The sequence below is a fragment of the Bradyrhizobium sp. 33ap4 genome, from assembly GCF_032654765.1.
Taxonomy (GTDB): domain Bacteria; phylum Pseudomonadota; class Alphaproteobacteria; order Rhizobiales; family Xanthobacteraceae; genus Bradyrhizobium; species Bradyrhizobium australafricanum.
Genome location: NZ_JAUMTJ010000048.1, coordinates 31,814 through 44,776 on the forward strand (window position 1 = coordinate 31,814; position 12,963 = coordinate 44,776).

At 65.0% G+C, this 12,963-nt stretch carries 15 protein-coding genes; 3 read left to right on the forward strand and 12 right to left on the reverse strand.

The window, feature by feature from the left end; genetic code table 11:
- Nucleotides 1–18: 18 nt before the first annotated feature.
- From Q2M23_RS30710 to folE, 9 genes are all read right to left on the reverse strand, one after another.
- A complete protein-coding gene (locus Q2M23_RS30710; protein WP_316398051.1) occupies nt 19–1,023 on the reverse strand; it encodes a transglycosylase SLT domain-containing protein in 1,005 nt (334 codons plus the stop codon).
- Nucleotides 1,024–1,115: 92 nt separating this feature from the next.
- On the reverse strand, nt 1,116–1,907 hold the full coding sequence (locus Q2M23_RS30715) for a c-type cytochrome (RefSeq protein WP_316398052.1): 792 nt from the start codon (nt 1,905–1,907) through the stop codon (nt 1,116–1,118).
- Nucleotides 1,904–3,529, reverse strand: coding sequence for a cbb3-type cytochrome c oxidase subunit I (locus Q2M23_RS30720; RefSeq protein ID WP_316398053.1), 1,626 nt, complete (start codon nt 3,527–3,529; stop codon nt 1,904–1,906). Before Q2M23_RS30720 ends, Q2M23_RS30715 begins: the two co-directional genes overlap by 4 nt.
- Nucleotides 3,519–4,082: a cytochrome C oxidase subunit II gene (locus Q2M23_RS30725; protein ID WP_092082230.1), complete on the reverse strand. Its 564-nt coding sequence runs from the start codon at nt 4,080–4,082 to the stop codon at nt 3,519–3,521. The genes Q2M23_RS30720 and Q2M23_RS30725 overlap by 11 nt, the downstream gene beginning before the upstream one ends.
- Complete coding sequence (locus tag Q2M23_RS30730; protein ID WP_016843914.1) at nt 4,082–4,261, reverse strand: hypothetical protein; 180 nt, start codon at nt 4,259–4,261, stop codon at nt 4,082–4,084. The genes Q2M23_RS30725 and Q2M23_RS30730 overlap by 1 nt, the downstream gene beginning before the upstream one ends.
- A gap of 115 nt (nt 4,262–4,376) precedes the next feature.
- Nucleotides 4,377–5,627 (reverse strand): c-type cytochrome, encoded by a 1,251-nt coding sequence (locus tag Q2M23_RS30735; protein ID WP_410469792.1) that lies wholly within the window; start codon nt 5,625–5,627, stop codon nt 4,377–4,379.
- A 13-nt stretch (nt 5,628–5,640) separates the two neighbouring features.
- Nucleotides 5,641–6,306 (reverse strand): c-type cytochrome, encoded by a 666-nt coding sequence (locus Q2M23_RS30740; protein ID WP_410469794.1) that lies wholly within the window; start codon nt 6,304–6,306, stop codon nt 5,641–5,643.
- 148 nt (nt 6,307–6,454) lie between these two features.
- Nucleotides 6,455–6,883: a phosphoribosyl-AMP cyclohydrolase gene (gene hisI / locus Q2M23_RS30745; RefSeq protein WP_316398054.1), complete on the reverse strand. Its 429-nt coding sequence runs from the start codon at nt 6,881–6,883 to the stop codon at nt 6,455–6,457.
- A gap of 28 nt (nt 6,884–6,911) precedes the next feature.
- Complete coding sequence (gene folE / locus Q2M23_RS30750; RefSeq protein ID WP_016843918.1) at nt 6,912–7,592, reverse strand: GTP cyclohydrolase I FolE; 681 nt, start codon at nt 7,590–7,592, stop codon at nt 6,912–6,914.
- Nucleotides 7,593–7,832: 240 nt separating this feature from the next.
- Here folE and Q2M23_RS30755 point away from each other — a divergent pair, with 240 nt between their 5' ends.
- Nucleotides 7,833–8,279: an iron-sulfur cluster assembly scaffold protein gene (locus tag Q2M23_RS30755; protein WP_028342685.1), complete on the forward strand. Its 447-nt coding sequence runs from the start codon at nt 7,833–7,835 to the stop codon at nt 8,277–8,279.
- A 126-nt stretch (nt 8,280–8,405) separates the two neighbouring features.
- Here Q2M23_RS30755 and Q2M23_RS30760 read toward each other — a convergent pair whose 3' ends face one another.
- Nucleotides 8,406–9,242 (reverse strand): hypothetical protein, encoded by an 837-nt coding sequence (locus Q2M23_RS30760; protein ID WP_156436479.1) that lies wholly within the window; start codon nt 9,240–9,242, stop codon nt 8,406–8,408.
- Between the two features lie 369 nt (nt 9,243–9,611).
- On the opposite strand from Q2M23_RS30760, the gene yidD reads away from it, so the two are divergent.
- On the forward strand, nt 9,612–9,923 hold the full coding sequence (gene yidD, locus Q2M23_RS30765; RefSeq protein ID WP_057019665.1) for a membrane protein insertion efficiency factor YidD: 312 nt from the start codon (nt 9,612–9,614) through the stop codon (nt 9,921–9,923).
- Between the two features lie 149 nt (nt 9,924–10,072).
- Nucleotides 10,073–10,240: a hypothetical protein gene (locus Q2M23_RS30770; RefSeq protein ID WP_016843922.1), complete on the forward strand. Its 168-nt coding sequence runs from the start codon at nt 10,073–10,075 to the stop codon at nt 10,238–10,240.
- A gap of 81 nt (nt 10,241–10,321) precedes the next feature.
- On the opposite strand, the gene Q2M23_RS30775 is transcribed toward Q2M23_RS30770, so the two are convergent.
- On the reverse strand, nt 10,322–11,458 hold the full coding sequence (locus Q2M23_RS30775; RefSeq protein ID WP_316398067.1) for an MFS transporter: 1,137 nt from the start codon (nt 11,456–11,458) through the stop codon (nt 10,322–10,324).
- Between the two features lie 106 nt (nt 11,459–11,564).
- A complete protein-coding gene (locus Q2M23_RS30780) occupies nt 11,565–12,863 on the reverse strand; it encodes an ATP-dependent Clp protease proteolytic subunit (protein WP_316398055.1) in 1,299 nt (432 codons plus the stop codon).
- Nucleotides 12,864–12,963: the final 100 nt, after the last annotated feature.

The window sequence follows — 12,963 nt, forward strand, 5'->3', positions numbered from 1 at the left end:
GCGCGCAGCAGGGCAGCGCTAGCCGTTGCTGTAGGTGCCGCTCGGATCGCTGAACAGGTCAAGCCGCCCGGGCGCGCGGACCTTCGGCGTCGCCGATGACGTCAGCGAGGAGGAATTGCCCCACAGCTCCTGCACCGCCGGCGAGATCGGCTCCGAGCGGTCGCCGGCCTGGTAGAGCGAGCGGAAGGTCGGCGCCGGCTGCGCCGATGCGACGGCCGAGGTCGCAGCGACGGGCGTCGCCGACCGGGAGTCGGGGAAGGTCGAGAGATAGGACGCGGTGTCCATGGTCAGCGCTTGTGTGGGCGCCGCGCCTGCGATCGCGTAAGGCGACATGGTGTCGCCGCCCGCCGCGGCGAAGGCGGTGCGTGTATCCTTGGAGTTCGCGGCCGCGGCGTAGCGCGTGGTCAGCACCGAATAGACCTGGCTGACGCTGCGCGCGCTGCCCGACTTGTCGTAGAAGATCGACTGGTTGGCGGCCGCCGCCTTCGGAAACATCGTGGCCGCATTGGCGCTCGGGCTGTCCTCGGCACTCGAGATCAACTTGCCGGCGCCGCCGACGCCCATGAAGTGGGCCATGTAGAGTTCGGCATCGGTCGGACGGCGGCCGAGCTTGCCGGTAAGCTTGAAGCTGTTGGACTGCGTCAGCACCGCCGCCATCGAGGACGCCGCGTCCGGATCGTCGCGCAGCTTCATGACCGCGGCGCGCGCCGAGGGATCGCTGACCGAATAGCTGCCGTCGGAATTCCTGGTGATGGCGTCGGCGTACTGGCCATAGCCGAGCTGGCTTCCGGCCTCCTTGACGGTGCCGAGCCAGGTCTGGTCGATGAATTGATAAAGTCCATGCGCCGACGAGGTCGTGGCGCCGGCCCGCGGATTGAAATTGGATTCCATCTTCGCGGTGGTGAGCAGATATTCGAAGCTCGTGCCGGTGGTCGCGGCCGCCTGCTTGATCGAGCTCGCCACCTTCAGGCGCGAGGAATCGACACCTGCCGAAGCCGTCGCATTGAAGAGGTCGACCGCCATCTGTCCGGGTGCCTTGCCGGGCGCCGGCAATCGGCACCCATGTTCCATCAAGGTGCCGTAATTATGGTTAATGGCGCGTTAATAGCGCCGGTTCAGGGCTGGGCCTCGTAGTAGTGCGCGACCTGGTCGATCTCCTCGGCCGTCATCTGGCGCGCGATGTTGCGCATCTGCTGGCTGATGTCGTTGCGGCGGGCGCCGGATGCAAAGGCCTCGAGCTGCGCCTTGATGTAGACTGCCGACTGGCCGCCCAGCCAGGGGCTTCCCGCCTTGTTGTCGACATCGCCGTGGCAGGAGCCGCAAGGCGCGATGTTGCGCATCGGGGCGCCCGTCACCACGATCGCCGGCGCGGGACGCCCGGTATCCAGATTGTTCGAAGGCACCCGCGGCAGATAGGCGTAATAGGCCGCGACATCCTTCATGTCCTGATCGCTCATCGCCGCTGCGAACGGGCTCATCACCACGCTGACCCGCGCGCCGGTCTTGAAGTCATTCAGCTCCTTGTACGTCACCGCGGCAAATTGCCCGGCGAGGTTCGGTGAATGAGCGTCGCTGACGCCCTGCGGTCCGTGGCAGATCGCGCAGCGCTGCGCCAGCGTTGCGCCCCGCCCGATCGAGACCTGATCTGCCTTGGTCAGCATCTCCGACGTCATGATGACATTGGACGTCTTGAAATCCGGCTTGATGCCGGGCTCCTGCACGGCGGCACGCGGAACGCCGGCCGCGCTGCAGATCGCATCCCAGACCCCCGCAAGCTTCAGGTTGGGCTGCGCCAGCGGCAACCAGATCAGGCCGGCGACGGCCGACAGCACGGCGATGGCGGCCGTGATGCCGACGCTGGCGCCGAACCACGGATTGCGCAGCGAGAACAGCGGCTGGTCGCTCATCGGCCGGCTCCGACATAGACCGCAGGCACGCTGGTCTCGTTCAGCGCCATCAACTGCGCAATCGGGAAACCATAGTTCACCACGGTGAGACCGACCATCAACGCGAGCCACAGGCCGAATGAGTTGAGCGCGACCGGAATCCGCGCGGGCATGTGCAACGGCACCGCGAAGCGGTACGCACCCGCCTCGCCTCGCGCACCGAACTGCCCGCGGATCAGCACCAGCAGGAACAGCAGGCCCGATATCAGAAGAATGAGCCCGCCGATCGCCGACATCGTGACCGACAAGGCCTGTGGCGAGATCGCCGGGTTGGCATAGTCGTAATACGCCATGCGGCGCGGCATGCCGAGAATACCGACATAGTGCCACGGGAAGGTGGTCACGATCATACCGATGAACCACAGCCAGAGCTGCGTGCGCATCAGGCCAAAACTGTCCAGCGCACGGTCGGTCAGATGCGGCCACAGATCATAGGCGATGGCAAAATACATGATCACGATGGCGCCACCGAAGATCAGGTGGAAATGGCCGGTGATCCACTGCGTGTTGTGCACGGTGGCGTCGAGCTGATAGCTCATGTTGATCAGACCGCCGGCGCCTCCGAAGCCGAGCATGACCAGCGACAGCGCCGTCGCCAGCATGATCGGATTGGACCACGGCAGCGCGCCGATCCAGCCGAAGGCGCCGCGGCCGCCACGCAGGCGGCTGGCAATCTCCGCCGACGCGCAGATCGTGAACACCGTGAGCAGCGTCGGCAGCGCGACGAGGCCGGTGAACACCGAATGCATGAACTTGAATCCGGCGCCGACCTGCGGGTCGGCAAACAGGTGATGCACGCCGATCGGCATCGCCACCACGACGAACAGGATGAACGAAATCCGCGCCATCGCGTCGCTGAAGAGCCGGCCGCCGATCGCGCGCGGAAAGATCGTGTAATAGGCGATGTAGGTCGGGATCAGCCAGAAATAGACGATGGCATGCAGCGTCCAGGAGAAGAAGACGCGGGCCAGCCCCGCATCGATCGTCGACTTCAGCCCAAGCGCCACGGGCAGGATCTGGAACAGGATCTCAAGCGCCGCGCCGACCGCGGTCCAGCCCCAGAGCAGTGAGCCCGCAACATTGGCATACATCGCAAGCGGCACCGGCTTGCCCGGGTTCTCGCGCTTCCAGATCACGAAATTGGTCACCATCAGCGCGACCCAGATCCATGAGCCGACCACGACCATGACGACGCCGATGTAATAGAAGGGATTGCCGACCATCGGCGGATAGAAGGTGTAGAGCACCGAGGCGAGCCCGAGCGACACCGGGATCATCGCGACAACGGCGCCGACGGCGACCAGGAAGAAGCCCACCCAGGCCCAGCGCCGTCCAACCAGCTCTTTCTCGAGCGAGGCTTCGGTGATCGCGTAACCGAATCCCATCGCGATCAGTGTCGGGAATACGTATCCCATCGCCGAGCCATGGGCGGTGACCGAGCGATAGTAGAATTCCGGATTGAAATGCCAGGCGTTCAACGGGCTGCGGACGAACATCTGCCAGGCGCCGAGCACCAGCGCGACGCCGAACACGATGAAGGCAAGCCAGAAATGCACCGCGATCAGCCGCTTGTTAATCAACACAGGTCAGCCTCCGCTTCGCTGCCGCCATGTCACGGAACGCAGCCTTGTCGACCACCTTGACCTTGCCCCACATGCCCTGGTGGCCGATGCCACAGAATTCCTGGCACGGCATCACGTGATCGCCCGGCGCCTTGAAGCGCACCGGCAGGTCGGTGACGTAGCCCGGCACCAGCATCGTGTTGATGTTGGTGCCCTCGATCAGGAAACCGTGGACGACATCGGCGCTGGTGGCGCGGAAGGTGATCGGCGTCTCCGCGGGCACCACGATGCATTGCGGTGTGAAGGAATATTGCTGGCCAATCGCGCGCACGGTGACCGATCCGTCGGCTTGCATTTCGCTGCCGAGATTGCTTTCGACGAATTCGCCCGACAGATGCAGCGTCTTGGGATCGGCGGTTTCGACCCGGCCCTGCGGCATCGTCGCCTGATGGATGCCGATATAGGCCGCCATGCCGACCAGGACGCCGACAATGACGATCGACAGCGTCGCCCAGCGCCGCTCGATCCGTGCGGCAACGGCCTCGCCGAGGCTGTGGTCAGTCTCGCTCGCCATCAGGGAACGCTCCGCGGCAGGAAGACCAGTAGATAGAATGCAAACCACAACCCGACCACGACGGCCGTCGCAATGCCCGCGACCGCGACCGCGCCGCCCGGACCGGCGCGTACGATGGTCTCGACATCATCGTCTTCCGAGCCCGATGCCGGCGGTTGCGGCGAAGACGAGTTGATCATGATCGCGCTCCCCTTAACGCGCGACGAGACGAGGTTGACTAGTCATCGCGCTTTAGCTCCTTTGTTTGAGCATGATCGTTTCGGAAAACCGCTTCGCACTTTTCCGGATCATGCTTTAGTTCAGCGTTGCTGCCCGCAGTTCGTTGGCCTGCCGCGCCGACACCGGCTCGCCGCGATTGCCCCAAGCCGTTCGGATGTAGGTCACGACAGCCGCGACCTCGTCATCCGACAGCTTCTGCGCGAACGGCGGCATGCCGTGGGGCATCGGATTGCCCGACGTGCCCGGCGGATACCCGCCATTGAGCACCATCCGGATCGGGTTCACCGCGGAGACCATCTGGATCGACTGATTGCCGGCAAGCGGCGGATAATCCGGCGGCATGCCCTGCCCGGTCGCGCCATGACAGCTTGCGCAGTCGCGGTCATAGATCGACTTGCCAAAGGACAGCAGCAGACTGCTCTCGGCCGACGGTAGCGAAGTCGACGCCTTCTCCGGAGGACCGCCCTGCGCAAGGCCCTTCAGGTAGACCGCCATCGCGCGCGCATCATCATCATTGAGATATTGCAGGCTGTTGTAGACGACCTCGGCCATCGGCCCGTACACGGCGCCCTTGGCGGACACGCCCTTGCGCAGATAGTCGACGATCTCCTCGATCGTCCAGTCGCCGAGCCCGGTCTCCTTGTTGGAGGTCAGCGATGGCGCGTACCAGTTCTGCATCGGGATCAGGCCGCCCTCGAAGGCCTGCGACTGCTTGCTGCCGCCGAGCGCATTGATCGGGGTATGACACATCCCGCAATGCCCTAGCCCCTCGACCAGATAGTTACCTCTGTTCCACTCCGCCGACTTCGTCGGATCAGGCTTGAACTCGCCTTCCCTGAAGAACAGCGTGCGCCAGCCAATGATCAGCGAGCGGTTGTTGAACGGGAATGTCAGGTCATGCGGCTTGTTGAGCTGCCTGACCGGCGGCACCGTGCGCAAATAGGCGTAGATCGCGTCGCTGTCCTCGCGCGTCACCTTGGTATAGGAGGCGAACGGCATCGCCGGATAGACCAGGCCGCCATCGGGGAAGCGGCCATTGTGCATCATCTGGTAGAACTGATCCGACGTCCATGTGCCGATCCCGGTCTGCGGGTCGGGCGTGACGTTCGACGTGTAGAGCGTGCCGAATGGCGTCTTCATCGGCAGCCCGCCGGCGAAGGTCTTGCCTTCGCGCGCGGTGTGGCAGGCGATGCAATCGCCGGCGCGTGCGAGATACTCGCCCTTGGCGAGCACGGCCGGATCGGCCGCCTTCTGCTGCGCCGATGCCCCAATCGGCGACAGTGCCAGCATCAGTCCGACAAGCAGTCCTGTTAAGGTTCGCGACATCGGCACGATCCCTTCAATGCGGTTCGCTGCCGCATTCGAGCGGCATCGGAAGGCTGCCTCGCGGCGCGAAGGATGGATCCGCCGGCGCCGGACGCGACGACAGGTAGGCTGCCACCGCCTTCACGTCGTCCTCCGTCAGCAGGCTCGCGACGATCTGCATGCAATCGGGAGCGAACGCGGTCCGCGTGCCGTAGCGCCAGCCGCCGAGCTGGCCGCTGATATAGGCGGCGCGCAGGCCAAGCAGGCCGGGAATGCCGGGCTCCATGCCCCCCAATGTAGGACCATGACAGGCCGAACAGGGCGGAATGCCGTGCTGCGGATCGCCGTTCTTCACGATCGTCTCGCCGCGCGCCAGAATCTCCTTGCTGTCGACCGGCGGGACCGGCGGCGGAAATGCCGGCCTGAGCGAGGCGAAATATTCGGCGATCTTCTTCAGGTAATCGTCGGTCTGAAACTCCAGCAGGTAGTTCATCGGCGGATATTTCCGCCGTCCATCCCGGAATGCGATGAGCTGGTTGTAGAGATAGCCTGCCGGCTTGCCGGCCAGCCGCGGGAAATAGGCGTCGCTGGTGCCCTCGCCTTCGGCGCCGTGACACGGCGCACAGGCAAGGACGCGCGCGGCCATCGTATCGGGCGCACGCTCGGTGGTTTGCGATTGCGCCTCGCCGATCGGCCACACAGCCCAGGCAAAAAACCCAACAAGCGGTATCAGGCGATGCGCCACAGTTCACCCCCAGTGACGACCATGCGCAACGGCTTGCGCATGGCGTAACAGGGGCCACGAAGTACACGACTTCGCCGCGCTGTACTTGATTCAGATCAATGATCTATTTGCGATAGACCTGCGCCGGATCGAACAGCTTCTTGGCGTCGACAAAGGACAGGCTGACATGCCCGCCCTCGTCCTTCACCGCGCGATAGAAGCAGGAGCGCCGTCCGGTGTGGCAGGCGGCGCCGATCTGCTCGACCTTGATCCACACCGCGTCCTGATCGCAATCCATCCGGATCTCGACCACGCGCTGGGTCTGGCCCGAGCTCTCGCCCTTGCGCCACAGCGCATTGCGCGAGCGGCTGAAGTACCAGCCTTCGCCGGTCGCGATCGTCTTGCGCAGGGCCTCGTCATTCATGTGCGCGACCATCAGCACATCGCCGGTCGCGGCATCGGTCGCGACGCAGGTCACAAGGCCTGCCGCGTCGAATTTGGGCTGGAAGGCCAGCCCCTCCTCGCGGTCGTGATCGTGGGTCGCTGCGGACACGCAAAACCTCGCTCAGGAAAATGCGAGGTTACCGGTTCGGTCCTCGCACCAGGGACAGGAAACGCTGCTGCTCCGCCGGATTGTCGCGGAACATGCCGGTGAAGCGGCTGGTGAAGGTCGATGCACCATGCTTGGCAACGCCGCGCACCGACATGCAGGTATGCTCCGCCTCGATCAGCACGGCAACGCCGCGGGGCTTCAGCACCTCGTCGATCGCAGCCGCGACCTGCGCGGTGAGATGCTCCTGGGTCTGCAGACGGCGGGCGAAGATATCGGTCAGCCGCGCCAGCTTGGAGAGGCCGACGACGCGCTCCACCGGCGTATAGGCAATATGCGCCTTGCCGTAGAACGGCATCATGTGATGCTCGCACTGCGAGGTGAACTCGATGTCGCGGACGAGGACGAAATCGTCGTAGCCGGCGGTCTCGCCGAAGGTGCGGTTCAGTACCTCGGCCGGGCACTGGTGGTAGCCCTGATAGAGCTCGTCATAGGCCTCGACGACCCGGCGCGGCGTGTCGAGCAGTCCCTCGCGGCCGGTGTTCTCGCCGATATAGGCGAGCAGCGTCTTCACGGCGTCCTCCGCCTCCGCCCGCGACGGGCGTGGCTGGTCGGCGCGGACGGCCGCCGTCATGAATTCTGAGGGGTCGAGCTCGCCGGGCTTCGCGTCGGCCGGCTTGTTGGGGCGAATCGATTTGATCAAGGCGTCCATGTCTTCTCCGTTCGACCGGCCCTCGGATTTGACCTTGGTCCGGATGTGTCACCGGGCAGACGGGGCGGATGGTTCGACCGCCGGGCGCCTGAGTCCCACAATTGTAGCACCGCCGCGGCGGAGGTGGGCCGCGGTGGCTGCATGGCCGGGCTATGTTTCCGGCGTTGCCGTCCATATATAGGACGGTGCAACCCAGCCGCCAAGAGCGCCCGGCACCGCCGGAACCAGGCATCTGTCCCCATGCTGAACGACATTTACAACAAGCGGATCATCGAGTTGGCCGGCAATATTCCGCGCCTCGGACGGCTGGCCGACCCGGACGCCAGCGCCACCGCACACTCCAAATTGTGCGGTTCAACCGTCAAGGTCGACCTCAAGATGGACGGTCCCGTGGTGACGGACTTCGCCCATGACGTGAAGGCCTGTGCGCTCGGCCAGGCCTCCTCCTCGATCATGGCGAGCCAGGTGGTGGGCTCGACCGCTGATGAGCTGCGCGAATTGCGCGAGACGGTCCGCAAGATGCTGAAGGAAAATGGCCAGCCCCCGCAGGGCGGCAAATGGGCCGATATCGCGCTGCTCGAGCCGGTGCGCGACTACAAGGCCCGCCATGCCTCGACCCTGCTGACCTTCGATGCAGTGGTCGATGCGATCGGCCAGATCGAGGCCAAGGCAAAGCAGCCGGCGTAAAATTGCATGTCAGGTCATTCCGGGGCGATGCGCAGCATCGAACCCGGAATCTCGAGGTTCCCCGATGCGCAATTGCGCATCTGTGGTCCGCTTACGCGTCCCGGAACGACGCGACAATGTGCGTTCTTACTGCGCGGGCTGGACCGGCGCCGGCGCTGCGCTGCCGCCGGTCGGCACCACGACCTCGGCGGTCTTGGTCGCTCTCGCCTGCGACGCCTCGCCCTCCATCGCGCTGCTCAAGAAGCGATCGTTGTTCTTCGGCTTCGCCTCGGCGACGGGAATAGCGTTGTCCTTGCTGTTGTCCTGCCGCGGCAGCACGTCGGCAACCGCATCGGTGGTGATGAGATTGGTCAGCCGCAATTCGGCCGCCGACAATTCGTGCAGGTCCTCCCACGGCGGCACGCTGAGCGAGAGCGCCAGCAGATCACCCGCGCCGCCCATATCGAAGGTGTATTTGGCAAGACGGCCGATATCGCGCTCGACGATCATCAGGTCCTGCGCGGTGTAGCTCGCCGCCTTGGCGTCGTCGGCGCGATCGCCCATCCAGATCTGATGTACGCGAACATGGGCGGCCGGCGGAACGTAGCGCGTCTTGCCCGACAACAGCAGGAACACGCACATCGACTCGCAATAAGCATCGGGCAGAACGCTCGCGCGGCCGCCCTGCGCGGCCTGATTGACGACGCTGGTGCCGACCGTGGTCAGCACGCCGAGACCGCGGAAGCGGCGGCCGAGCGCGATCGCGTCGTTGACCGAGCCGCCGCTGGAATCGAGCACGATGGTGGCGCCGTTGAGCTGGCGGCCGCGCGCGAACTCGTCGAATTCCCTGGGACTATCGGCCGTGATGATGCCGACCGCGGACACCCAGCCGCGGCAATTCGGCTGGCAGGCGATCCAGCTGAACTTCATCGGCAGCTTGCGCTCTTCGAGGGTCGAATTGGCCTGCGCGGAACCGCCCGCCATGGCGGCGGTGCCGGAAACCGCGAAGCAAAGAGCAACGGCGGCGGTAAGCGCCCAACTGCGCAACGAGAGCGACCTGACGAGCCTCAATTTGGTTCCTTCCCCCAAGCCCTTGGTGATGCGAGCGGTGGCAATGGCCCCATGGCAATGCGCCACGATTCTGTCAGCGGCGCGTTATGGGAACGGTAGCGTTGCTGACCCGGACCGTCCATAGAGCCCTTGCTGCAGCGCCATCGGTGCTGTGCAATAATAACGAACTGTGGCGTAAATATCTGCAAGAAAACAGTTCCTTGGCTTGGAACCCCCGCAAGACTACGTACATACTTGCGTATGCCGCCGACAAACCATTCAACGACACACCATCCACGATGCATGGACTGTGCCAGCACCATGCGCCGCTTGCCGCGCAACCTCGGCCGCGCTTTGATCTGGATCTACCGGCACACGCTGTCGCCGCTGGTCGGCTACAACTGCCGGCATCTGCCGACCTGCTCGGTCTATGGCGACGAGGCGATCGAACGCTTCGGCCTGTGGGGCGGCGGCTGGATGACGCTGGCGCGGCTGCTGCGCTGCCAGCCCTGGGGAACATCCGGGATCGATAATGTCCCGCTCACGAAGCCGCGCGGGGCACGCTGGTACCTGCCCTGGCGCTATGGCCGCTGGCGCGGCGTCAACGAAGGCTGACGCGGCGCCAACAACGGTTGACGCGGCGGCGTCAACGACAATTGATCGGTTGCTGCGGCACGTCCAAGCGCAGCGCGCATTGCTGCCCGGCGGAACTGTGGCGATAGTTGGCGCATTGTTTCATTGCCCCCTTTGGGGAGGAAACAACAATGCGCTGGAAAATCAGCCACAACGGTCATGATCCCCGGCAGATCGACTTGCTGGCCGTGCTTGCCTTGCTCGTCGTGATCGTCGCCGCCTACGGCTACTTCACCCACAATCCGAACAAGCCGAGCACGACGGCGTTCATCGTGCCCAGCCAAAGCGTGAGGTGGTGACGCGCAGTCGAGCTCCCTGATGTTCCGCACGCGGATCGTTGTTGGGATGCTCTCGCGAACACAAACGTGAAAGCCAACCGTTCACTCGGCTGCGGCGGTGGCGGCCGTCCGTCGCGGCCGCGTGACGACCACGACCGCGAGCGCCGCCGCGACGAAGGCCGTAGCCACGTAGCCTGCGCTGTGCAGCCATTCGCGGGCGAACAGCAAGCCGCCGATCGCGGAGCCGATGGCCTGGCCGATATACAGCACCGAGGTATTGAGCGAGACCGACGCCGAAGCGAGCGCCGGCGCCGCACCGACCAGGCGTACCTGCTGCATCGAATTGGTCGATGCAAAGCCGAGGCCCCACACCGCGACGGAGGCGGCCATCAGGGCGTAGGCGCCGGCGCTCAGCGCCCAGCCGGCGACGCCTGCGAGCAGCAGCACGGTGAACAGGACCGAGGTTTTCCAGGCGCCCCACGAGTCCACCACGCGCGTTGCGATCACGATGCCGACGAACCCGAAGATGCCGTAGAGCGCGAACACGATCCCGACGGCGTCCGCATTGGCGCCAGTCAGTTTGGCGAGCAGCGGCCCCATGAAGGTGAACACCACGAACTGGCCGGACATCTGCAGCGTCGTGATCGACAGCAGCAGAATGACCATCGGATTGCGGCCGAGATCGACCCAGGTTCGGAGATCAACCGGCGCGCCGTGCAATCCGCCTGGCAGCCGCCACCACAGCAGTAGGGAACTGACGAGCCCGGTCAGCGCGATCGCGCCATAGGTCGCGCGAAAGCCGTAGCGGCTTGCGATGAAGGTGATCAGCGGCAGCCCGATCGCGGCGGCGAGCGACCAGCCGAGAAAGATGTAGGCAATCGTGCTGCCGCGCTTCTCCACCGGCACGATCAGTGCCGCGGTGCCCGCCGCCTGCGGCGTGTAGAGCACGCCGACCGCGAGCATCACCAGCCGAATGATCAGGAGGCTGTCGTAGTTCGGCACGAAGGCGGATGCCGCATTGGTCAGCGTCAGCACCAGCAGCGTCGCCGTCAGCAGCGCCCGCCGCTCGATCCGGCTGGTCAGCCACGCCGTCACCGGCGAGCCCACGCACAGCACGATCGCGCCGAAGGTGATCAGGAGACCCGCCGTGTGGATCGTGACGCCGAGTCCGTCGGACAACTCCGCCAGCATGCCGGCCGGCGCCAGCACCGAGCAGCCGGTGACGATGTTGCCGAGCATCAATGCGGTGGGGGCGAAGCGTTTCACGCCGCGGTGTTAGCAGACTCCGAGATCGATGCAACTGCATCTAAATGCATGGCACCTGATCGAACGGCGCCTCTTGCGTTCATGGCGACGGTGACGCCGCCGGCACCGCGCTGACGCTCGGCGACGCGGCGGCCGGCAATGGGCTCGCAGGCTTCGGACCGGTGGTCGCCGCCGGGCATGATGCCAGAAGCTGCGTCCAGCCCTGCTCCAGCCCGATGGTGCCGATATCGAATGTCGCAAGGCCGGACTTGGTGTCAGACTTGACGTCGGACTTGGCGTCAGGCTTGGCGTCGGTTGCCGGCGGGCTTTCGCCGATCTGCAGATGCGGGGCCGCGAGCATCGCCTTGACGATGTCCGAGGTCACCGCCTCGCTCCAGACCTCGTATTTGCCGAACCGCGCCGACCGGCCGAATGCAACGGTCTTGGTCGCGCCGGCCATCATCAGCACCGTGGTCTTGCCGGCTGCCCCCTCCTCGAACTCGCGCACGAACATCAGCCGCCCGCGATCCTTGCTCTCGCAGAACAGCCGCCACTCCATCATGCGGAACGCGCTGCCGTCGGCCCTTTTCTGCTGCACGATCTTGCGAACATAGGGCCGTGTCTCCTTCTCCACCGCCCACAGGGTTTCCGGCAGCGGCCGCGTATCGATGCCGAATCGATAGAGCTCCGGCCGCGTCAGCACGTGCAGGTCCTCGAACTTCACGGACTTGATGAGGTCGCTGAGTTCATGGCTGATGCCCATCGCCGCGAGGAATACATTGCGGTCGCGATCGGCGCTTACCATCTCGCGCCGCCTGAAGTCCGCGACGACCTGCGCAGGCGGATGCCCGTGGACGACGAACATCAGCTTGGAGTTATGCACCGCGAGCACCGAATCGGGCGCCACTTCGCGGCTGGTCGCGCCCAGGAACAGATAGGCGCAGGCCGACACGCACATCGCGTTGCGCGTGGCGAGCTCGGCCTCGACCTCGCCCTTGGCAGCCTTGATCTTCAGGCATGCGGTGTCGATCTGCGTGCCGGTGGAACAGGCCGGCACGATGGTACGGCCGACTCGGGCGATTGCCTTGTGCGCGCGCAGGAACCGCGCGATCCCATAGGACTGCTCGACGTTTCCGCCCGGCGAATGAAGGTAGATCGGAAGCTGCCTGTCCTTGACGGCAAACAGGAAGGTGCGAATCCGCTGCGCGGCTTCCCGATCGATCTCGCCTTCGATCGCGATCCAGCGATCGCAGCCGGCGCCGCAGGCGTTCGCTGGCCCATGGGCGAGATAGATGGTCAGCTTCTTCGCGAATCCGGCCTTCTGGACCGGTGTTTCTTCCGCCCGCAACACGCCCGGGATCAGAAGCAACGCCACGAAAAACAGGAGACGGGAAAACATGAACCTTGCGGATCGCGCGATGGCGGAAAACGGACGCCGGACGTTAGACGATGATCGGCAGCGTCGCAACGATCCGTGGCGTCGCCTGCAGCCGAGCCTT